Annotated in this window: 18 protein-coding genes; 6 read left to right on the top strand and 12 right to left on the bottom strand. The window is 72.7% G+C overall.

Features of this window, described 5'->3' with window-relative positions; genetic code table 11:
• Positions 1–99 precede the first annotated feature (99 nt).
• From AB0K03_RS40940 to AB0K03_RS40900, 9 genes are all read right to left on the bottom strand, one after another.
• Positions 100–882 (bottom strand): trypsin-like serine protease, encoded by a 783-nt coding sequence (locus tag AB0K03_RS40940; protein ID WP_364697522.1) that lies wholly within the window; start codon positions 880–882, stop codon positions 100–102.
• 74 nt (positions 883–956) lie between these two features.
• Positions 957–1,982 (bottom strand): HAMP domain-containing sensor histidine kinase, encoded by a 1,026-nt coding sequence (locus AB0K03_RS40935; RefSeq protein ID WP_364697519.1) that lies wholly within the window; start codon positions 1,980–1,982, stop codon positions 957–959.
• A gap of 232 nt (positions 1,983–2,214) precedes the next feature.
• Entirely contained in the window at positions 2,215–2,448 is a 234-nt protein-coding gene (locus tag AB0K03_RS40930; RefSeq protein ID WP_364697516.1) for a zinc-ribbon domain-containing protein, read from the bottom strand.
• Between the two features lie 60 nt (positions 2,449–2,508).
• Positions 2,509–3,828 carry a neutral zinc metallopeptidase gene (locus tag AB0K03_RS40925; protein ID WP_364697513.1) on the bottom strand — a complete coding sequence of 440 codons (1,320 nt, stop codon included), beginning with the start codon at positions 3,826–3,828 and terminating at the stop codon, positions 2,509–2,511.
• A 73-nt stretch (positions 3,829–3,901) separates the two neighbouring features.
• Positions 3,902–4,879 (bottom strand): hypothetical protein, encoded by a 978-nt coding sequence (locus AB0K03_RS40920; RefSeq protein WP_364697510.1) that lies wholly within the window; start codon positions 4,877–4,879, stop codon positions 3,902–3,904.
• Positions 4,876–6,402, bottom strand: coding sequence for an OmpL47-type beta-barrel domain-containing protein (locus AB0K03_RS40915; protein ID WP_364697507.1), 1,527 nt, complete (start codon positions 6,400–6,402; stop codon positions 4,876–4,878). The genes AB0K03_RS40920 and AB0K03_RS40915 overlap by 4 nt, the downstream gene beginning before the upstream one ends.
• Positions 6,403–6,417: 15 nt before the next feature.
• On the bottom strand, positions 6,418–10,332 hold the full coding sequence (locus AB0K03_RS40910; RefSeq protein WP_364697504.1) for a ThuA domain-containing protein: 3,915 nt from the start codon (positions 10,330–10,332) through the stop codon (positions 6,418–6,420).
• Complete coding sequence (locus tag AB0K03_RS40905) at positions 10,329–11,330, bottom strand: multicopper oxidase domain-containing protein (RefSeq protein ID WP_364697501.1); 1,002 nt, start codon at positions 11,328–11,330, stop codon at positions 10,329–10,331. Before AB0K03_RS40905 ends, AB0K03_RS40910 begins: the two co-directional genes overlap by 4 nt.
• A 247-nt stretch (positions 11,331–11,577) precedes the next feature.
• A complete protein-coding gene (locus AB0K03_RS40900; RefSeq protein ID WP_364697498.1) occupies positions 11,578–14,598 on the bottom strand; it encodes a PAS domain S-box protein in 3,021 nt (1,006 codons plus the stop codon).
• Between the two features lie 181 nt (positions 14,599–14,779).
• Between AB0K03_RS40900 and AB0K03_RS40895 the strand changes: the two genes are divergently transcribed.
• Both AB0K03_RS40895 and AB0K03_RS40890 read left to right on the top strand, forming a co-directional pair.
• Positions 14,780–15,190, top strand: a complete 411-nt coding sequence (locus AB0K03_RS40895) for an ATP-binding protein (protein WP_364697495.1) — start codon at positions 14,780–14,782, stop codon at positions 15,188–15,190.
• Positions 15,187–15,465 carry an STAS domain-containing protein gene (locus AB0K03_RS40890; protein ID WP_364697492.1) on the top strand — a complete coding sequence of 93 codons (279 nt, stop codon included), beginning with the start codon at positions 15,187–15,189 and terminating at the stop codon, positions 15,463–15,465. Before AB0K03_RS40895 ends, AB0K03_RS40890 begins: the two co-directional genes overlap by 4 nt.
• A gap of 15 nt (positions 15,466–15,480) precedes the next feature.
• Here the strand turns inward: AB0K03_RS40890 and AB0K03_RS40885 are convergent, their stop codons facing one another.
• From AB0K03_RS40885 to AB0K03_RS40875, 3 genes are read right to left on the bottom strand one after another with little or no spacing between them, the layout of a single operon-like run.
• Complete coding sequence (locus AB0K03_RS40885; RefSeq protein ID WP_364697490.1) at positions 15,481–16,431, bottom strand: VWA domain-containing protein; 951 nt, start codon at positions 16,429–16,431, stop codon at positions 15,481–15,483.
• The gene (locus AB0K03_RS40880; protein WP_364697525.1) at positions 16,428–17,429 is read right to left on the bottom strand and encodes a DUF58 domain-containing protein; all 1,002 of its coding nucleotides are present in this window, start codon (positions 17,427–17,429) and stop codon (positions 16,428–16,430) included. The genes AB0K03_RS40885 and AB0K03_RS40880 overlap by 4 nt, the downstream gene beginning before the upstream one ends.
• A 25-nt stretch (positions 17,430–17,454) precedes the next feature.
• Positions 17,455–18,696, bottom strand: coding sequence for a MoxR family ATPase (locus tag AB0K03_RS40875; protein ID WP_364697487.1), 1,242 nt, complete (start codon positions 18,694–18,696; stop codon positions 17,455–17,457).
• 273 nt (positions 18,697–18,969) lie between these two features.
• On the opposite strand from AB0K03_RS40875, the gene AB0K03_RS40870 reads away from it, so the two are divergent.
• The 4 genes from AB0K03_RS40870 to AB0K03_RS40855 are packed head-to-tail and all read left to right on the top strand — an operon-like array spanning position 18,970 to position 21,568.
• Positions 18,970–19,176: a hypothetical protein gene (locus tag AB0K03_RS40870; RefSeq protein ID WP_364697484.1), complete on the top strand. Its 207-nt coding sequence runs from the start codon at positions 18,970–18,972 to the stop codon at positions 19,174–19,176.
• Positions 19,177–19,186: 10 nt separating this feature from the next.
• Complete coding sequence (locus AB0K03_RS40865) at positions 19,187–19,732, top strand: PH domain-containing protein (RefSeq protein ID WP_364697481.1); 546 nt, start codon at positions 19,187–19,189, stop codon at positions 19,730–19,732.
• Positions 19,729–21,168 carry a PH domain-containing protein gene (locus tag AB0K03_RS40860; RefSeq protein WP_364697478.1) on the top strand — a complete coding sequence of 480 codons (1,440 nt, stop codon included), beginning with the start codon at positions 19,729–19,731 and terminating at the stop codon, positions 21,166–21,168. Before AB0K03_RS40865 ends, AB0K03_RS40860 begins: the two co-directional genes overlap by 4 nt.
• Positions 21,169–21,172: 4 nt before the next feature.
• The gene (locus AB0K03_RS40855) at positions 21,173–21,568 is read left to right on the top strand and encodes a thioesterase, FlK family (protein WP_364697475.1); all 396 of its coding nucleotides are present in this window, start codon (positions 21,173–21,175) and stop codon (positions 21,566–21,568) included.
• Positions 21,569–21,659 lie beyond the last annotated feature (91 nt).

The raw sequence follows: 21,659 nt of genomic DNA, 5'->3' as shown, positions 1-21,659 counted from the left end.
AGCCCTGGGCGGGCAGGTTCTTGAGGACCTTGTAGTCCTCGGTGCCGACGGCGAAGGTGCCGGGCGCGCCGCCCGCGGCCGGGGCGAACAGGCCGCTGCTCAGCGGGCCTGCAGCATGCTCCGGTAGACCCACTTGGTGATGTTGTCCGTCCGGGCCCCGTTCTCGACCTGGGTGTGCGGGCACGACGGGCCGTTGCTCACGACCGCCACCAGCGCCGGTCCGCGCTTGCCCTCCACGAAGTACGGGCCGCCCGAGTCGTACGGGCACGGCGTGGTGTCCGGCTGCGGGGCGTGCCCCTTGAAGCCGGTGACCGAGTCGGCGACGGAGACGACTTCCAGCTGTCCGGTGCGCAGGTGCGTCTCCGGCACCGGGTTGGTGCTGGTGACCGAGCCGTAGCCGGTGAGCCGGACGATCGCGCCGGCCTCGGGCGCGGTGCGGCTGAGCCGGATCGGGCGGATGTCGGTGATCGGCTGGTCCAGCTTGGCGATCGAGACGTCGGCGGTCGGGGACTGCCGGACCGCCACCACCGTGGCCACGTGCCCGCCGGTGCCGTTGACGTCGGCGCGGCCCACGGTGGCGGTCGTCAGGTCGGCCACCGGCCGCTCGACCCGGACGTTGTTCGCGTCCCGGAAGCAGTGCCCGGCCGTGATGATCCACTGCGGCGCGATCAGGGCGCCCGAGCAGCCGCTGTTGCGCTTGCCGCCGTCGGCGGTGGGGATGCCGGTCATGGTCAGCTTGACCGAGAACGTGTACTGCCCCTCGGGCACCAACTCGCCGTTGGCGATGGCGTTGGCGGTGCCCATGCTGTTCACGGCGAGGGCGGTGACCACCGCCGGTATCAGGACACCGGCAGCGAGGTACGTCTTCGTGCTGCGTCGCACGCGGGGTTCTCCTTCAGCGAGACGGGTCGGAAAAGACGGGTCAGTCTGCCGCCCGTACCTGCCCGGAGTGAAGGTCAGAAAGTGCTCGATTCCGCCGGAAGATCCGAAAGTCCGGCGGGTGTGCCCGCGAGCGCCGGGAAGGTGATCACCATGCGGGCCCCCGGGTCGGCCGGCTCGTAGCGGGCCTCGCCGCCGTGCGCCCGGGCGAGCTCGCGCACGATCCACAGCCCCAGGCCGACGCCCTCGGCGCCGCCGGCCGCGAACCGGGTGAACAGCCGGGACCGGCGCTCCTCGGGGACGCCGGGGCCGTGGTCGCGGACCTCCAGCCGGTCGGTGACCCCGTCGCCGGTGACGCTGACGACCACCGGGGGGCGACCGTACCGCAGCGCGTTGCCGACCAGGTTGATGACGATCTGCTCGAACCGCTCCCGGTCCACGCGCAGCGTCCGGCCGTCCTCGACCCGTACGTCGATCTCGGCGGCCACGTACGAGAGCGCGTCGAGCACCGCCGCGCGGGCCGGCACGGGCTGCACGTCGAGGCGCAGCTGCCCGGTGGTGTCGATGCGGTTGAGGTCGAGCAGCCCGCTGGCCAGCCGGGAGATGCGCGCGGTCTGCCGCAGCGCGGCCTCGATCATGCGTGAGCCGGGCCCGGTGGCCTCGTGCGCGAGCTCCTCCAGGGTCATCTGGACGGCGGCCAGCGGGGAGCGGACGTCATGGGCCAGGGCGCCGATCATCGCGGCCCGCCAGCGCTCGATGCGCTCCAACCGCTCCCGGTCGTCGCGCAGGTGCCGGGCCTGGGCCTCGACGAGCAGCGCCACGGCGACGGCGACCGGGAGCAGGATGAAGGCGCTGCTCAGCACGACGGGCGGCTGACGGGTCAGGACCAGCGGCACGACGTACGCCGCGGTGGCCGGCACGACCAGGGCGACCAGCACCCGGCGGCGGCAGTGCAGGGCCGCCCAGGTGTAGAGCAGCACGAGGAACGGCCCGGTGCCCACCGCGACGCCCCCGAACGCCCACGTCGAGAACCCGAGCACCGCGAAGCCCGGCAGCGCGAGCAGGGCCGGCCGGGCGGGACCCCACCGCTGCCACGGCAGCACGACCGCCAGCAGGGCGAGCCCGAAGTCGGCCGCGGCGACCAGCAGCAGGTCGCGGACGCGCCCGGTCTCGTTGACCAGCGCGACGAGCGCGAGGCCTCCGGCCAGGGCGAAGAGCGCAGCCGCCTGCCGGGCCGCGGTGCGCGGCCCGGTCCCGAGCAGGCGAAGAACTTCCGGTCGGCCGATTCTTTCAGGCTAATGGGATGAAACGGTCAGCGGACCCGTCCGCGTGGACTCAGGCCGCCAGCTGCTCGGCGAAGCGCGGGTCGATCGCCCGCTGGACGCCGCAGTTCCCGCAGAAGCGGAAGTACCGGGCCGCCCGTACGGGGAAGAGCGGGATGAAGAACAGCGTGAACTTCGTCGACCGCTTCATGAGCTGCTGCATCGCGTTCACCCCGCAGACGTCGCAGACCATCGGCCCGGTGCCCAGCAGGTGATCGCGGGTACGGAGCCCGAAAAGCAGGAACACGGTCGTCTCCTCAACGTCGGCTGCCGGTGACGTACCCGCCGGCCCGGCCCGGCAAGCATCTCAGGTGGTGCAGCCGTCGAGGCCCTTGATGACGCCGTCGCGGTACGCCCCGATCCGGTCGAAGGCGCTCGTGCCCGAGTCACCCCCGGCGCGCCCGAACGCGAGCAGCGCCGCGACCGCCTCGTCCAGGTCACCGGGCGAGAGCGTGATGCCCTGGTCCGGCGTACGGCTCAGCTGCGACGACGTCCACGAGCCGGCGAGGCAGTCCACGGCGAGCTGGCCGGCGCGGTTCCGGGTGTCGGCGCCCCGGCGGGACTGCGCGGCCCGGGCGAACAGGTCGCCGAGCAGCATGCCGACCGCGTTGTCGCCGATGTTCTCGTACAGGGCGGGGGCGAGGCGGGCGTTGTCGAAGGCGGCGAAGTCACCGTCCGGGCAGTAGAACGCCGCTCCCCCGGCCGAGGCGTCGGGGCGGTCGCACGCCGGCGGGGACCCCGCGTCGAACGGCTCGACCCGCAGGGTCTGCCACGGCTGCCCGGCGAGCCCCGGGTACGCCTTCGACCAGTAGTCCTGCGCGTCCTGGCTGAGCGCGCTGATCGCCTGCGCGTACGGCAGGTCGCCGCCGTTGGCCGCGTCCTCGCGGGTCCGGAACGGCACCTCCGTCACCGGCACGTTGTCCGCCCGGTACGTGGCGCACAGCTTCGCGCCCTCCTCGACGCCGTCCTGCAGCGCCCGGATGCGGTCGAAGGCGTTGCCGTGCGCCTGCGGGTTCGCCGCCGAGGTGCCCGGCTGATCGCGCAGCACCAGCAGCCCCGCGACCGTGTTGTCCAGCTGCTGCGGGGTGACGCCGGTGAACGCGGTGGAGCGGCCGGCGAGCGCGTCGGCCAGCCACGCGCCGGCGAAGCAGTCGGCCTGCTGCTCCAGCACGACCGTGGGCTGCTCGGTCTGCCCCAGCCGGGTCTGGATCGCGTGGCCGTACTCGTGCGCCATGACGACGCCGACGAGCAGGTCGCCGTACTGTGCCTGCAGCTCGGGGATCAGCGTCTGGGCGTCCCAGGCGATGAAGTCTCCGGACGGGCAGTAGAACGCGTTGGGCTGGTAGTCGGTCGGCTCGCCCCCGCACGGCGGCGGGAGCTTGCTCCGGGTGTACGGGTGATAGCCGCCCTTGACCGGGGTGAACTTCCGTCCGTCGGCCAGCTGGGGATACGTCGCCGTCCAGAACCGCTCGACGTCGCGCAGCGCGGGGGTCACCACGTCGCGCGCCGAGCCGCCGGCCCGGGGCGGTGCGGCGGAGTCGGACTCGGGGGTCCCCCACTGCACCGCGCACCCGGCGACGGCGAGCATGACGACGACGATCGCCCAGTACTTCCGGTAGGCGGACACGACGCGTTCTCCCTCTGACGGCACGGTCACCGCCGCAGGGGTACCCCGATCGACGCCGCGGTATGTGTGCGGTTCACAGCCCGGCGTCACCGGCGGCGCGGGCCTCCTGGACGGCGTCGGTGCGGCGTGCCTCGGCCCGCTGCTCACCGGCGGCGTCGCGGTCGGCGGCCGGCCGCTCCGCCAGCGCGCGAGCCCGGGCGGCGGACGCCTGCTGACCGACGACGCCGCCACGGATGCGGTTGTTCGCGGCGATCACCGCGGCCGGGGTGTTGCTGGAGGCGGTCAGCTGACCGTCGATGATGTTGTCGTCGACCCGGACACCGCCCGTGGTGTTCGTGATGCTGACGTCCCGGCCCCAGTAACCGCCGGACGCGCAACTGTCGAGGCTGCCGTTCGGCCCGAGCTGCACCCCGCCCAGGTTGCCGGCGAAGGTGGCCCGGCCGCGGACCGCGCTGCCGCAGATCACGCTGCCCGTCGCGCTGTTGAGCACCGACAGCGTGCCGTCGACGAACGAGTCGTGCACGTCGGTGTAGTAGGAGCCGGTGCTGCTGACGTTGCCGGCGACCTCGGTGGTGCGGTCGAGGCGCACCTCGCCCGCGCTGGTCGTGACGTTGCCGTCGACCGAGGTGTGCTCCACGAACAGGAAGCTGTCGATCGTCGCGGAGCCCTTGGCGCGGACCGTGAGCGAGGCGGCCGAGGCGTCCTTGAGGAACGCGCCGTAGCCGCCCGAGGCCAGATCCACGCCACCGCCGATCTCGGTGTTCGTCGCGTCGAGGTAGCCGTCGGCGGCGACCTGCACGTCCCCGCGCAGGTGGCCGCCGGTGACCACGAGGTTGGCGCCGGCCGCGACGCTGACGTTGCCCGTGACGGTGGTGCCGGTGAGGGCGCAGGACTGGCCGGCGGGCACGTACAGGTCGTTGGGGACGGTCACCGCGCCGCCGGTGCCGACGCAGTGCGTCACCAGGTCGGCGCGGGCGCCGGGCGCGCCCGCGAAGGTCGAGACGGCGACGGCGGTGCTGAGAACGGCCAGGTGGGCGACGGTACGTCTCATCGCGGTGCTCCTTGGTTGAAGGTTCCGACGTCCGAGCGGGCGGCGGCCCGGACGATGACCCCGCGCTGCCGGGCGGTGAGGGCGCCGGCGGCGACGAGCGGGTCGGTGACCGCCTCGACGTGGCGGACGAAGCTGCCGTGGTCGGGATAGGACGCGTGCTCGGCGATCAGGTCGTTGATCGTGCAGCCGTCGCCGGTGTCGGCGTTGGGCACGCCGGTGTCCTCGGCGCCGATGATCACCGTGGCGCGGGTGTCGGAGGCGGGGCAGGCGTCGGCGCCGGAGGGCACGACCGTGAAGGCGACCGACTTCTCGGCCGCGGTGTTGCCCGCGGTGTCGGTCGCCCGGTACCGCAGGGTGTGGTCGCCGGCCGTCCGCACGGCCACAGCCGCGGTGTACGGCGTCCAGGCGCCGGCGTCGAGCGCGTACTCGACGGATCGGATGCCCGAGCCCGCGTCCGTCGCGCTGACCGTCACCGTAGCCGCGCCGACGTACGCGCCGTCCGCGTTCCGCTCCCCCGTCACTTGCGCCGACGTCTCCGGCGCGGTGGTGTCCGGCGCGGGCGGTGCGACGACCGTGAAGGACAGCATCTGCTCGGCCGAGGTGTTGCCCGCGACGTCGGTCGCGCGGAAGTGCACCATGTGCGCGCCCTCATCGTCGATCACGACCGGATTCGTGTACGCGGTGAAGGCTCCGCCGTCCACGTTGTACTCGACGCGCGCTACTCCGGATCCCGCATCTGTAGCTGTCAGCGTGACTGTGGCCGTACCTATGTAGTTTCCGGACGCGTCGCGGGAGCCGGACACCTGGCCCGACACCGACGGTGGCGTGGTGTCTCCCTGCGGGGGCTCGACCACCCGGAACGTGACCGACTTGGTCTCCGAGACGTTGCCGGCCTTGTCGCGGGCCCGGAACTGCACCGAGTGGTCGCCGATCGCCGAGACCGTCACCGGTTGCGTGTACGGCTCGAACCCGGTGTCGTCGACCTGGTACTCGACCGTGTCGACGCCCGAGCCGGCGTCGGTGGCGGTGACCGTCACCGTGGCCGCGCCCACGTAGTCGCCCTGGGCGTCACGGGTGCCGGACACCTGCCCGGACACGGTCGGCGCCGTGGTGTCCCCGCCGCCGCTGCCGGTGACGACCAGCTCCCCGACCATCTGGCTGTGCCCGGGGATCGAGCAGAAGAAGCGGTAGCGGCCTGGGGTGAGGGTGACCGCCTGCTCGTGCCGGCCGTTGTTCGCGTCGAACGGGCTGGCCAGGATGTTGACGCTGACGTCGTGGTTGTAGCCGTCGGTGGTGGTGTCGAAGGTGAGCGTGTGCGGCATCCCGGTGGTGTTGCCGGTGGCCGCGCTGTTCTCGAAGACGATCGTCGTCGCCCCCGCCGCGGCCTGGCCCGGCGTGGACTTGTAGCGGGTGATGTCGTCGTCCGTCGTCCAGGTGAGGATCTGGGCGGCCACCGCCGGCGCCGGCACGGCGAGCGCCGAAGCCACCAGCAGCAGCGCCGCCAGGACTCGTCGTAAGGACATGCTGCCTCCCACGGGTCAGAGCGTGCGGACCCGGATGTCGCGGAACTCGGTGAGATCGGTGTCGCTGTGGTTCTGCAGGCCGACGAAGCCGGTGGCGAACTGCCGCTGGTCGGTCGGCGGGTCACCGGCGCGCGACGACTGCTTGCCGGGCGTGTTGTCGAACTCGTTGATCACCACGCCGTTGCGCACGATCGTGTAGTGCTGCCCGACGACCCGGATCTCGTAGTCGTTCCACTGGTTCTTCGGGGTGACGCCGGCGTTCTCCAGCGGCACGGGATCGAAGTTGTAGATCGAGCCGGTCTTCTGCGGCTCGCCCGTGTCGCCGTCGTAGATCTGCACCTCGTGCCCGCAGTAGATCGCGACCCACGCCTGCGAGGTGCGCGCCGACCCGGTCGTGCCGCAGGCGGGACGCTGCTCCAGCGGCGTCCGCGGGTCGGGGAACCGGGTGAACACGCCGCTGTTGGCGCGGGCCGTGCCCGGTGCCACGTCCCGGAACTGCAGCTTCAGCGAGAAGTCGCCGTACTGCTGCTGGGCGTACCAGAGCATGCCGAGCCCGCCGCCGGAGCGCAGCGAGCCGTCCGGCTGAAGGGTGAACTGCCCGGACGGCGCCTGCTGCCAGCCCAGCAGCGACTCGGCGGTGCCGTCGAAGATCGGCTCGTAGCCCTTGTGCCCGGGCCGGCCCACCTCGGAGCCGGCGGCGGCGCGGGTCAGCGCGCCGGCCTCGCGGCCGGTGATGACCCCGTCGCGCTGCAGGGTGTTCGCGACCGTGGTGACGTGCCGGACGAAGCTGTCGTGGTCGGGCCAGGTGCTCTCGTCGTCGATCAGGTCGCTGATCGTGCACCCGCCGCCGGCCTGCTTGTTCGCCACGCCGGTGTCGGTTCCCTCGATCCACACCGTGCCGCGGTCGTCGGGCACCGCGCAGCCCACCGTGACCGTGGTCTGCGTCGTGGCCGTCTCGCCGTCGGCGTAGGTGACGGTCAGCTTCGCGGTGTACGTGCCGGTCCGGGCGTACGCGTGCCGCGGGTGCGCCTCGGTCGAGGTGCCGCCGTCGCCGAACTCCCAGCGGTACGACACGCCGCCCGACCGCGAGCCGGTGAACGCCATGGTCAGCGGCTTGTTCTGCACCGCCACGGACGTCGCCGAGGGCGCGGGGGTGGCGGGACCGCCCTGGTACGTGACCCGGATGAGCTTCTGGTTGGGGTGCAGGCTGAAGAAGCCGCCGCCGTAGTCGAGCAGGTACAGGGCGCCGTCCGGGCCGAACTTGGCGTCCATCCAGCTCTGCAGCCGGGTGTCGCCGTTGCCTCCCGGGATGATGGCGCGCAGGGACTCGCCGAACACCGGCGGCGCCTGCCGCGGCACCCCGGTCGGGTCGACGGTGACGGCCACCCGGTTGTTCGCGTTCGACTCGTCACCGATGAACCACTTGTCGTCCCAGTACGCCGGCCACGCCACGCCGCTCGCGGTGTTCACGAGCTCGCGGTGGTACGTCGGACCGGACATGACCGCCTGCCCGCCGCCGCGCAGATACGGCTGGGTGTAGACGGCGTCGGCCGCCTTGTACGTGGGCACCCCGCTACCGTCCGCGCGGGCCGGGAACACGGGCCCGCCGCCGCCCGGCGAGTACCAGATCATGTTGTCGCGCGCGGGCGGGATGTCGGTCAGCCCGGTGTTGCGCGGCGAGGTGTTCTTGAGGTTGTCACAGTCGTACCAGCCGGTGAGGACGGTCGCGTCGGTGTTGCTGCGGTCCCGGTACGGCTGCCGGTTGCCCATGCAGTACGGCCAGCCCTGGTTGCCCGCCGAGGTGATGATCGTGGCGGTCTCGTACTTGGCCGGGCCCAGCTCCGGGCTCGGCGCCGAGGCGTCCGGGCCGACCCAGCCGGCGGTCAGCCACTTGTGCACGGGGTCGATCTGCAGCCGGGCGATGTTGCGGACGCCCATCACGTAGATCTCGGGCCGGGTCTTCTCCGTGCCCGGCGGGAAGAGGTTCCCCTCCGGGATCGTGTACGTGCCGTCCGGCTCCGGGTGGATCCGGATGATCTTGCCGGCGAGGTCGTTGGTGTTGCCGGAGGTCCGGCGAGCGTCCTGGAAGGACACGCCCTTGTACTCGGCCGTCCAGTTGTTGCCCGAGTAGCCGCTCGAGCCCTCGGAGGAGTTGTTGTCGCCGGAGCCGACGTAGAGGTTGCCCTCGTCGTCGAAGGCCATGCCGCCGCCGGCGTGGCAGCAACTGTGGATCTGCACCGGGAACTCGAGCAGGTCCTTGCGGGTGGCCGGGTCGATCGTGCCGGTCGCCCGGTCGTACGTCAGCCGCGAGATCGTCCGCTGCCCGATGCGGTTCTCCCGGTCGATCGAGTCGTGCGGCATCCAGTAGACGTAGAGCCAGCCGTTGGTCGCGAACGCCGGGTCGGGCACGATGCCGAGCAGGCCCTCCTCGTTCTTCACCAGCTCGGAGCCGCTGCCGCGGTTGCCCATCACCGGCAGTGTGATCAGCAGCTTGGCCTTCTTCGCCGCCGGGTCGTACGAGTGGATCGTGCCGCAGCCCAGGCCCACCTTCGGGTCGGCCCAGTCGACGATCGGGCCGCTCGGGCAGGCCGCCTTGCCGACGTAGAACACGGTGCCGTCCGGGGCGATGGTCAGTCCGTGCGGCTCGCCGATCTGGTCGAGCTCGCCGGTCTTGTTCGCCGCGGTCAGCCGCTCGACCTTGTAGTTGGCGGCGATCGTGGCCTGGCAGTCGCCGCGCTGGATGCCCGTGGTCCAGCGCAGCGCGCCGGTCAGGTGGCTGCGGAACGCGGTCTCGCCGTAGCTTCCCTCGGTGTGTCCCATGCCGGTGTAGAAGGAGCGGCCGCCGTCGTAGTCGCGGCACCAGGAGACGGGGTGGAACGGGCCGTTGCCGCCCGGGCCCGGGTCGTAGAAGCGCTCCTCGACCTGGGCGAGCGTGTGCACGGTACCGACCGGGTTCGGGTCCCAGTTGGTCCAGCGGTCAGCCCGCTTGACGGTCAGGGGCAGCGACTTCGTGGCCGGGTGCTGCCGGTCGAGCACGTCGACGACGGCCTCGTCGACGGCGGGCGGCTGGGGCGTCGTGGTGGTGCCGGTGAACAGCCGCAGGTCGGCGAGCTGGATGAGCGGCTCGCCGGAGTTCGCGGTGATGGTCAGCCGGTAGAAGGTGAACTGGCCCGGCGTCGCGACGTCGAAGCGACGGGTCTGGAACCGCTCCGGGAAGGTCTGCGCGGTACGCCGGTCGACGTCCGTCCACGTCGTGCCGTCGGTCGAGCCCTGCAGCGTCCAGTCCTTGGGGTCCCGGCCGACGAAGTCGTTGGCGGAGGTGAGCGCGTACGCCGTCACGGTGGTCGGCTTGCCGAGCTCGTACGCGACCCAGCCGGTGGGCGTGCGCGTGAGCCACTTGGTGCCGGAGTCGCCGTCGGTGAGCTTCTCCTTGGTCTCGTTCGGCGGGTTCTCGCCGCTGGCGCTCACCTTGGCGACGGGCTCGGCGACCGGGATGGCGCCGGCCGGGCGGCTGCCGATGAGGCCGGTGAACCACGTCGAGTCGAGCTGGGCCCGGGCGGCGTCGGCCACCGCGAGGAAGCCGCCGCCGGCGCGGACGTACGCCTGCAGCGCGCTCTCCTGCTCGCGGTTGAGCGCGACGCCGTCGGCGGACAGGAACACCACCGCGCGATGCGGGGCCAGCCCGGCCGGGGTGAAGACGGCGGGGTCGGTGGACTCGGTGACCGCGATGTCGTCGGCCGCGGCGAGGTCCTTGACGGTCTGGACGGCCCGGGCGACCGGGTCCTGCTGCTGGGCCGCCGGCCCGTGGAACACCAGCACCGAGAGTCCCGCCGCGGCCGGGGCGGCCGGGGCGGCCGACGCCACCACGGTCGGCGTGCTCACGAGCAGGGCGACCACCGCCGTGACGGCGAGACCGATCCGATGTCTCATCCCATGTCCCCCTTGTGCACGTGGCCCTGGAAACGGTGGACGGCCTCCTCGGCGCCGGGCGGCATGCTGCCGTCGGCGTTGCGGACGAGGAAGATGCCGGCCATCCCGCCGTCGGAATGGAATTGCACGTGGCAGTGGTACATCCAGGCGCCGGGTCCGACGCCCTCTCCGGCGAGCACCTGGAAACCGAAGGAACTGCCCGGGTTCAGGTCCTTGTTGTCGATGACCCGGCTCGGGTCGGCTGGACCCTCGAGCATTCCGGTCCGGTTGTCCGCCCACCGGTGCGCGTGCAGATGGAACGTGTGGAAGGTGCCGCCGTGGCCGATGGCGATCCATTCGACGCGCTGGCCGAGATTCGCCTCGAACATCGGCGTGTCCGGCGCCATCCGGTTGTTGATCATCATGTCGTTGAACACGACGGTGAACTGCTTCTCCGGCAGCATGTCGCCGCGGCGGCGCACGATCAGCGCGCCGTACAGCCCCTTGGCGACGCCGCCGGTGCCGTGGTCGGTGCCCATGGCGTGATCGTGGTAGTGCCAGTAGCCCGCGCTACCGGGCAGGAACCGCCGGCCCTCGGTGGCGACCATCTCGCGTGAGCGCCACACGTACGTACGGGTCTCGCCGGGGTTGTTGAAGGAGGCGTTGAGCGGGCTGCCGTCGGAGTCGACGCTGTAGTCGACGCCGTGCGGGTGGATCGACAGGCGCTGGTTCGTCCGGTTCACCAGCGTGATCTCGAGGGTGTCGCCCTCCCACATCTCGAGGATCGGCCCGGGGACGCTCGCCTGGCCGGGGGCCGGCCCGTACCCGAAGAGCCCGCCGGGCAACGCCTCGGCGTAGATCGTCACCTTGCGGGTCACGCCCGCGGCCGCGTTCGCCGGCCGGTCCGCCAGCGACGCGCCCGCCACGACCGCCGGAGCGGCCACTCCCAGGGCGCCGGCGGCCATGAGGGAGCGCCGCGAGAGCGGCCTGCGGGCAGCACCGACAACGTTGTCGTCCATGCGATCTCCATCCCGATCGGCACAGAAAAGAAGGACGGCCGCGCCCAGCGCAGGCCGCGATGGCGGGATCCGCCTCATCGTTTGATCGACAATTACCGCGACTTTCGTCGAATGAGAGCAACCTATGCACTCCATCGACAGAAGTAAAGGTATCGATGTCTAAAGTGATCACCCGGAACAGCGGAAACTCCCCGTGTTACGGGGACATTTCGCAGCTCACAGCGGCTCCGGACGGCACCGGCCGCGCCTAAAGGTCTGATGATTTGAGAAGCCGGGCCCGCACCCGGTCGAGCAGGGCCTGCCGGGTGAAGGGCTTCTCGATGATGACGACGCCCTCGGGCAGCGTGCCGTTCTCGGTGAGCACCGGCTGGGCGTAGCCGGACATGTAGAGCACCGGCGTCTCCGGGCGGATCCGCTGCACCCGCGCAGCCACCTCGTTGCCCATCATCACCGGCATCATCACGTCGGTCAGCAACAGGTGGATGGGACCCGGATGCTCCTCCGCGAGGCGCAGCGCCACGGCCCCGCCGGAGGCGGACAGCACCCGGTAGCCGGCCCGGGTCAGCGCGCGGCCGGTCGCCTCCCGCAGCGCGTCCTCGTCCTCGACCAGCAGGATGGTCTCCCGCGGGGATCCCGGCTCCGGCGCTGCTTCCCCGGGCCCGGTGTCGCCCGGTGCCGGTACGGCGGCGTCCGTGGCCGGCAGCACGAGCGTGACCGTGGTGCCGATGCCGGGCTCCGAGTGCAGGCGCACGTGCCCCCCGGCCGACGCGGCGATGCCGTACACGGTGGCCAGGCCCAGACCCGTGCCCGCGCCCTGCGGCTTGGTGGTGAAGAACGGCTCGAAGGCGCGCTCGGCGACCTCGGGCGGCATGCCGGTGCCGGTGTCGCTGACCCGGACGCGGACGTAGCGGCCCGCGGAGACGTCGGGGTACTCGGCGACGTCGTCCTCGTCGAGGTGGGTGTTGCCGGTGTCGATCGACAGCGTGCCGCCCGCGGGCATCGCGTCGCGCGCGTTGACGGCGAGGTTGACCAGCACCTGCTCGATCTGCCCCGGGTCCGCGCACACCGGCCACAGGTCGCGGTCCAGATGGGTGATGAGGTGGATGTGCTCGCCGAGGGTACGGCGCAGCAGCTGCTCCACGTCACCGACGATGTGGTTCACGCTGAGCACCTGCGTCTGGGTGATCTCGCGGCGGCCGAACGCGAGCAGCTGCTTGGTGAGCCGGGTGGCACGCTCGATGGCCCGGCCGATCTGCGCGAGGTCGTTCCGTGCGGCGGCCAGATCGGCGGGATCGGGCTGGGGCTCATCGAGCGTCTCGGTCAGCAGCTCGGTGTAGCTCGCGACGACGGCGAGGATGTTGTTGAAGTCGTGCGCCACGCCGCCGGCCAGCTGCCCGAGGCTCTCCAGCCGCCGGGTGTGCTGCATCCGGCGGTCCAGGGCGTCGCGTTCCGCCTGGGCGGCGAGCCGCTCCCGCTCGGCCTGCGCCTGCACCCGCTCGGTGACGTCCCGCACCGACGCCGAGACGATCACGCCCTGATCGGTCCGCAGGGCGGAGAGGCTGATCTCGGTGGGGAACTCGCTGCCGTCCTTGCGCAGCGCCGTCAGGGCCGTGCCGCCACCCATGGGTCGCCGCTGCGGGTCCGCGAAGTAGTCGTGGCGCATCCGCGTGTGCTGCGCGCGCACGCTGCCGGGCACCAAGACTTCGATCGACTGTCCCAGCAGCTCGTCGCGCCGGTATCCGAACATCCGCTCCGCCTCGGCGTTCAGCAGGACGATGCGGCCGTCCTCGCCCACGCCGAGGATGGCGTCCGGAGCGCCTTCGAGCAGTCCGCGGAACATGGCCTCGGCCCGCTGCCGCTCCCCGACGTCCCGGGTGATGCACGCCACCCCGGTGGGCCGGCCGGCCGCGTCCGTGATCGGCGACGAGGTGAGCGAGACCGGGACCACGCTGTCGTCCTTGCGGCGGTTCTCCACCTCGAGCTGGCTGACCCGCTCGCCACGGGCCACCCGGGCCAGCACGTCGTCCTCGACGCCCTCCTGCCCGGCGGGGAACAGCATGTGGGCGCGCCGGCCGAGCACCTCGGCGGCGGCGTACCCGAACAGCCGCCGGGCGCCGCCGTTCCAGCTGGTGATCGTGCCGTCGAGGGTCTTGCTCATGACCGCGTCGTCGGAGGCCTCGACGATGACCGCCAGCCGCTCCCGCTCGGCCAGTACGTCGGCGCGGTGCGCGAGCGCCCCCGCCTGACCGGCCAGCTCGGCCACGAGCGCCATGTCGTCGTCGGCGAACAGCGTGCGATGCCGGCGCAGCAGCAGGAGCGCGCCGCCCGAGCCCTCCAGCGCGGTCGCGCAGACGTAGCGGGTGCCGGTGGCACGAGCCAGGTCGACGGCGATCCGCGGCGGGTCGCTCCAGCCCGCGAGCGCATCGATCAGGCCGGCGCGGGCCAGCAGCAGCCGCAGGTCCTCCTCGGCGTACGGCTCCCCGCGCGGTTCCGAGCCAAGGTCGCAGACGGGCTTCACCGTGCCGTCGGGCTCGCGGACCAGAACCAGGACCGCGTCGATGCCGAGAATGTCCCGCGCGGCACGGCAGTAGTCGCGCCAGATGTCCTCCGCCGTCGCGTCGGCCGGCGCCGCGAGCATCCGCCGGATCAGGGCGTACGCGGCACCCGAGGACCACCTGCGGCGTACCGGGCGGGGCGGCACGAACGCCGACATGTACATCAGCGCGGAGATCACGGCGAGCACGAGCGCCACCTCGTGCAGGGCCCGGCCCGCACCGGCGGCCACGAGCACCACGCCGAACAGGGCCGTCCCGATCGCCGCGCACGCGAGCCGCATCCGGGCCGCGCCTCCCCGGCGCCGGGCCTCGGCGGCGAGCAGCACTGCCGCGGCCACCTCCACCACGAAGGCCGCCGCCACCACCGGCAGGCCGTAGCGGGCCGGCAGCGGGGGACCCAGCAGCACCACGACAACGGCGCTCGCGGCCCACGCCGCGGCCGCCCCGCCCTGCGCCCAGCGCGGGACCCGGCGCACCCGGCTGACCAAGCGCAACGTCAGGAACGGCTGCCCCAGGACGCACGCGGCGACCAGGCCGCGCACCACGGCCGGTGGCTCGGCGACGAGGCGGACCACGCCGAGGGCGAAGAAGCTCGCCACCGAGGCGAAAATCAGCATGACGTCACGCAGCAGCGGGTCGCGTCGCCGCAGATAGCCGGCCGACACCCAGAGGAAGATCACCGCGTACAGCGCAGTGACCACCAGTGTCGCCATCCGGCCCCCTTTGACCCGATTCGCGCAAGTTATTGTCATTCCTCTTCCCCGCAGATCGGCCGGCTACACCGATGAGTCGCCGAGAGGTGAGAATGAAAGGCGGTGCCCAGGTTTGCCGCCCGGCCGGGTCCGGGTATCTCAGGCACCGCACAACCGGCGGCGGGGAGAAAGACCGACGGACATGAGCGCATTGACGGCCCGTTTCGACGTGCCGCTGGGCAGGAACGCGCCCCGGGCCGCCCGCCACGCGGCGACCGCGGTGCTGACCGGGTGGGGTTACGCCGACGACATCTGGCTCGACACGGCGGCCGTGGTGATCAGCGAACTCGTCACCAACGCCGTCAACCACGGCGGCGGCTGCGTCGAGATCCGCATCGAATCGCACGACGAACGCGTCACCGTGCTCGTCGCCGACGGCTCCTCCGTCGTGCCACGCCGGCGCGAGCCCGACGACCGCGGCGGACGCGGGATCGCTCTCATCGAGGCGCTGGCCGAGCAATGGGGCGTCCGCGACCACGAGGGCGGCAAGCAGGTCTGGGCCGACCTGGCCCCCTGCCCCGGGCACCGGCAGCCGAGCGGATCCCAACGATGAGCGTCGTCCACGTCGAGGTGACCGGCGAGCTCGACCTCGCCACCGCGCCCGCGCTGCTCGAGCGGGTCCGCACGGGCCTCGCCGGCGGACCCGAGGCGATCGTGCTGGATCTGGCCGGCGTGACCTTCTGCGACTCCTCCGGCATCAACGCGCTGATGGACGCGCACACCCTGGCCGGCGGGCGTGGGACGACGCTGCGGGTGGTCAACGCGCAGCGGATCACCCTGCGGGCCCTCGAGATCACCGGCGTCCTGCCGCTGCTCACCGGCGCGTGACGGGGCGCAGACCCCTCAGGGCAGTCGTGACGTCCAGAGCAGACTCATGGCCGCGGCAGCCAGCCCCAGCAGCAGGGCCACCCCGGCGTACCACTGGGTGATCTCCTGCGGTTGCACGCGGTGCCCGATCGAGCTGCCCATGTCCTCGTACACCTGCTTGAGCTCGCTGACCGACGCCGCCTCGTAGAAGTAGCCCTTCGTGTCCTCCGCCAGCTGCTGCAAGGACTTGCGGTCCACGGGTACGCGCTGCAGCGCGCCCCGGATGTCGACCACGCCGGTGTCCGTGCCGAACGCGATCGTCGACACCGGGACGTTCGCCGCCGAGGCCGCGGCCGCCGCGTCCTCCACCGAACGGCCCGACGTGCGGTACCCGTCCGAGAGCAGCACGATCCGGGCCGGCGGCGCGCCGTCGGCGCCGTCCGAGGGCACCGACCGGATCGCGTCCAGCGACGTGAACACGGCCTCGCCGGTCGCCGTCGCCTCGGCCAGCGTCAGCCCGTCGATCCCGGCGAGCACCGCGGCGCGGTCCTTGGTCGGCGACACCAGCACGTTCGCCGCCTTCGCGAACGACACCAGGCCCAGGTTGTACGTCGGCGGCAGCTCCTGCACGAACGCCTTCGCCGCCTCCTGCGCCGCCTCGATCCGGTTCGGGGTGACATCGTCGGCTTCCATGGACAGCGACACGTCGATGGCGAGCATGACGGTCGCCCGTTCCAGCGGCTCCTCCCGGTCCACCGACGGCCGGGCCATCGCCAGCGCCACCACGAACAGGCTGAGCAGGAACGCGCCCGCCGCGACGTGCCGCCGCCAGCCCAGGCCCTTCGGCGCGAGGCTGCGCAGCAGCTCCACGTTGGTGAACTTCATCGCGTACTGGCGCTTGCGGAACTGCCGCCAGACGTAGAAACCGACCACCAGCAGGACGGGCAGGACGGCGAGCAGCCACCACGGCTGCAGGAAACGGATCATCGGGTGGTCCCCCGGGTGCGAGCGTGTCGTTGAGCGGCCACGAAGCGGACGACGTCCAGCAGCCAGTCGGTGTCGGTGCGCAGGCGCAGGTGGGCGGCGCCGGCGGCGCGCAGGGCGTGGGCGATCTCGCCGCGCTGCCGGCCGGCCGCCTCGGCGTAGCGGGCCCGCAGCTTCGGGTCGGCGGTCTGCACCTCGTGCAGCGCGCCCGTCTCCGGGTCGGCCAGCGTGAGCACACCGACGTCGGGCAGCTCCAGCTCGCGCGGGTCCACCACCTCGACGGCCAGCACGTCGTGCCGCACGCCGAGCTTGCGGATCGGGCGCGCCCAGCCCTGCACCGGGGAGAGGAAGTCGGAGATCACCACGGCCACGCCGCGCCGGCGCGGGGGCCGGTTCAGCATGTCGATCAGCTCGCCGAGGTCGGTGCGGCCGGGGCGGATCTCCGTACGCGCGATGGCCCGCAGCAGCCCCTGCGCCTCCTTGCGGCCCGGCCGCGCGGGCAGCCGTACCACCGGGGCGGCCTCGGGGACCGCGACGGCCGCCGCCTTGCGCCGGCGCCACGGGAAGCCACCGCCCGGCGCCGGCGCGACCCGGCCGGGGCCGGTGCCGACCACCGCGCCGATCCGGTTGCCGCCGCGCACGGTCAGGTGTGCCATCGCGGTGGCCGCCGCCAGCACGAGGTCGCGCTTGAGATACCGGGCGGTGCCGAAGTCGAGGCTGGCCGACAGGTCCACGGCCATCCAGGTCTCCAGCTCGCGGTCGGCCACGGTCCGGCGGACGTGCGGCAGCGTGGTCCGCGCCGTCACCGGCCAGTCCATGCGCCGCACGTCGTCGCCCGGCCGGTACTCCCGGCTCTCCCCCGCCTCGCTGCCCGGTCCCGGCAGCAGGCCCGCGTAGTCGCCCTGCAGCAGCCCGTCGAGCTTGCGCGTCACGAGCAGCTGCAGGCGCGACAGCACGGCCTCGGCCCGGGCCGTGCCGGAGTCGGCGGCCGGGGCGGGGATGTCGGCGGTCGTCAACGCAGCACCGTCACTGCTGCCCCGGCCAGACCGGCTGCTGCTGCGGCTGCGCGCCGCCATACGCGGGGTTGCCGTTGCCGCCGTAGGCCGGGCCGCTCGCCTGCCCTGCGCCGCCGTACGCCGGGCCACTCGCCTGTGCGGCGCCGCCGTACGCCGGGCCGCCGCTGGCCGGCGCCGGCACCCCGGACACCTGCGCGGCGTGGCCGTTCGCCGGAGCGGCGTCCTGGCGTGCGGACACCGACGGCATCGGCACGCTCGCCATGATCCGGGCGACGATGTGGTCGGCGGGGATGTCGTCGGCGAGCGCGTCGTAGCTGAGCACCAGCCGGTGCCGCAGGATGTCCGGCGCGATGTCCTGCACGTCCTGCGGCAGCGCGTAGTCCCGGCCGCGGAGCAGTGCGAGCGCGCGGGTGGCCCGGACGATGCCCAGCGAAGCGCGCGGGCTGGCGCCGTACTGGATGAGCTGGGCGACGTCCGGCATGCCGTGCTGAGCCGGCGCGCGGGTCGCGAGCACGAGCCGTACGGTGTAGTCCACCAGCGCGTTGTGCACGAACACCTGGTCGGCGCGGCGCTGCAGCGCGAGCAGGTCCCCGGAGGTGAAGATCTGCTTCGGCTCCGGCGCGCTCACGCCCATCCGGTAGACGATCTCCCGCTCCTCGGCGTCGGTCGGATAGCCCACCAGGATCTTCATCAGGAAGCGGTCCCGCTGCGCCTCCGGCAGCGGGTAGACGCCCTCCTGCTCGATCGGGTTCTGCGTCGCCATCACCAGGAACGGGTCGGGCACCGAGTGGCTCTCGCCGCCGATCGACACCTGATGCTCGGCCATGACCTCCAGCAGCGCCGACTGCACCTTCGCCGGCGCGCGGTTGATCTCGTCGGCGAGCAGGAAGTTGACGAAGACCGGGCCCAGCTCGACGTCGAACTTCTCGCTCGATTGCCGGTAGATCCGGGTGCCGACGATGTCGGCGGGCACCAGGTCGGGGGTGAACTGCACCCGGGAGAACGAGCCGCCGACCACCCGGGCCAGCGTCTCGACCGCCAGCGTCTTGGCCACGCCCGGCACACCCTCCAGCAGGCAGTGCCCGCGGGCCAGCAGCGCGACGAACATCCGCTCGACCATCCGGTCCTGCCCGACGATCACCCGCTTCACCTCGAACATGGCGCGCTCGAGCTGGGTGGCGTCCTGCGCGGGTGGCACCGGCGCGCCGGGATCGGCGCTGCTCGTGCCCTCGGGTGTGGTCGGCTCGGCCACCGGTCCTCCAGGGGTGTCGCACTTCGCGGTCGCGCCGGCACGGGTGCCGACGCTCAAGACTTACACGACCATGCTGACAGCGGTCCGGCGGAGCCGGATTACGCGCCGACCGCAAGCGTCCGAAGATGTCGATCTTTCTGCGCGATGCGCACGGACGGGCACCCGCAGCGGGTAGACGAAGAACCGGACGACCCGTGTAACATTCAGCGCGTCGCCGGGCGACTTCCCCCGTGGTCGCCCGGCGCTCAACTCCCCCCGGGCTAGGCTTCCGGAGTGGTCGAGGAGCTTGCACCCCAGTGTTCCGCCAAGGGCTGTCGCGCGCCGGCGGAGTGGGCGCTGCTGTGGAACAACCCCAAGCTGCACGAGCCGGCGTACCGCAAGACGTGGCTGGCCTGCACGCAGCACCGTGAGACGCTCGGCGGCTTCCTGGACGCCCGCGGGTTCCTGCGCGAGGTGACCGAATTTCACCCCACCGCCTAGGCTTTCAGGCGTGACCGAGCCCAGCGGTTCCTTCCCCGGCCCGACCACCGTTGCCGGTTCCTCGCCCGGCGACGCTCTCGAGCCGTGGCCGGACACCGTGGAATGGCGGCCGGTGTCCCGCAGCCTGATCACTGTGGAGCTGATCAGCCGCGCAGCGTGGGTGGTCGTCGTCCTCGCCGGGCTCGGCGCCGGCTGGGCCGTCAACGGCCACTGGGCCTGGCCCGCCGCCATGGCGGCGGTCGCCGTCCTCGCGATCTGGCGCTCGATCGTGACGGTCCGGGCCGTCAAGGCCTGGGGGTACGCCGAACGCGACAACGACCTGCTGGTCCGGCACGGGCTCGTGGTGCGCCGGCTCTCCATCGTCCCGTACGCGCGGATGCAGTTCGTCGACGTGACCGCCGGGCCTCTCGAACGCGCGTTCCACCTGGCGACCGTTCAGCTGCACACCGCGGCGGCCGCCAGCGACGCGAAGATCCCGGGGCTCCCGCCGGAGGAGGCGGCCCGCCTGCGCGACCGGCTCACCGCGCTCGGCGAGGACCGGGCCGAGGGCCTGTGACCACCGCCGACGCGCCGCCCCAGCCGCAGCCCGAGCCGCCGGTCGTCGGCGAGGAGCCGCGCCGGCGCCTGCACCCGCTCAGCCCGCTGCTGCACGGCGCCAAGTCGATCGCCGTCATCGTCGCCGCGCTGAGCTGGCAGACGCTGTCACAGGTGGGGCTCGAACGGTTCGCGCTGGTGGTGGCCGTGCTCGCCGTCGCCGTCGTGATCTTCTCAGTGGTCGGCTGGCTCAACACCGGCTACCACGTGGTCGGCCGGGAACTGCGCATCCAGGACGGGCTGCTGTGGCGGCGCAACCGGGCGATCCCGCTCGACCGGCTGCAGGCCGTCGAGCTGCGCCGGCCGCTGCTCGCGCAGCTCACCGGCCTGGCCGAGCTGCGCCTCGAGGTGGTCGGCGGCGGCAAGACCGAGGCGCCGCTGGCCTACCTGACCGTACGTGAGGCCGGCGCGCTGCGGCAGCGGCTGCTCGCGCTCGCCGGGCGTACCCCCGGAACCGCCGAGCAGGCCGCCACCGGCCCGGCGCCGGCCCTCGAACGCCCGCTGTTCCGGGTCAGCAACCGCGACCTGCTGATCAGCCAGCTGCTGACGCCGCAGGCGTTCTTCCTGCCGGTCGGCGTCGCGTTCGTCATCATGCAGTTCGTGCTCGAGGGCTCGTGGACGTTCGTCGGCATAGCCAGCACGGTCACCGCGATGGCCGGCGTGCTCCTGCAACCGATCCGCCGGGTGCTGCAGGACTGGGACTTCCGGCTCGCCCGCGACCCCGGCGGCCGGCTCGCGGTCCGCTACGGGCTGGTGGAGACGCGCAGCCAGATCGTGCCGCTCCACCGGGTGCAGACGATCGGCGTCACCTGGCCGCTGCTGTGGCGCGTCCAGGGCTGGCTGCACCTGCGCCTCGACATCGCCGGGTACGCGGGCCCGCAGTCGGGCGACGCCAAACGCTCGGACCGCCTGCTGCCGGTCGGCGCGTTCGAATCCGGCCGCTTCCTGGTGTGGGAGGTGCTGCCGGGCGTCGACCTGGCCGCCCTGCCGACCGCGCCGCCGCCGGCCCGGGCCCGCTGGCTGCACCCGTTCACGCTGCGCACGATCGGGGTCGGCCTGACGCCGGAGGTGTTCGTGTCGCGGTCCGGGCTGCTCACCCGGGAGATGACGCTGGTGCCGTACGCGCGGCTGCAGAGCGTACGCGTGGTGCAAGGGCCGGTGCAGCGGCTGCTCGGCCTCGCCAGCGTGTACGCCGACACGGCCGGCGGCCGCTCGGGCGTGGCGGAGGACCGCGACCTGGCCGAGGCGTGGTGGCTGGCCGAGCAGCTGTCGATCCGGGCCCGCCGGGCCCGCGCCGTGACACAGCCATCCGATCTCACCGTCGGTGACACCGGCACCGGCAGCGTGCGAGACACCGGCGACGACCCCGGGCGCGCCGGGATCGAGCCTCTAAGCTGATCGCATGGAGCTACCCCAGTTCAGCCCCGGTCTTTCCGCCCGGGTGGAGCTGACCGTCACCGACGCCGACACCGCCCAGTCCGTCGGCTCCGGCGACGTGCCGGTGCTGGGCACCCCGCGGGTGCTCGCGCTCGCCGAAGCAGCCACGGTCGCGGCCACCGCGCGGCTGCTCCCCGGCGGGGTGACCACTGTGGGCACCCGCGCCGAGATCGAGCACCGCGCACCGACGCCGGTCGGCCGGCGGGTGACCGCGCTCGCCACGCTCGCCAAGGTGGACGGCCGCAAGCTGCTGTTCGAGGTGGTCGTCCGCGACGGCGAGGAGCTGGTGGCCGAGGTCCGCGTCGAGCGGGTGGTCCTCGACCGCCAGCGCTTCATCGCCAAGGCGCTCGGCGACAGCTAGATGTACTGACCCGTGAGGTTGGGGACGCGGCTTGAGGGTGGTTGGCCGCCGAGTGCGGTGTGCCCGCGGTGGTGATTGTAAGAGTGGATCC

Source organism: Actinoplanes sp. NPDC049316 (assembly GCF_040677315.1).
Taxonomy (GTDB): Bacteria; Actinomycetota; Actinomycetes; order Mycobacteriales; family Micromonosporaceae; genus Actinoplanes.
The sequence above is the reverse complement of the archived record's forward strand: the minus strand, read 5'-3'. Positions and strand labels throughout refer to the sequence as shown.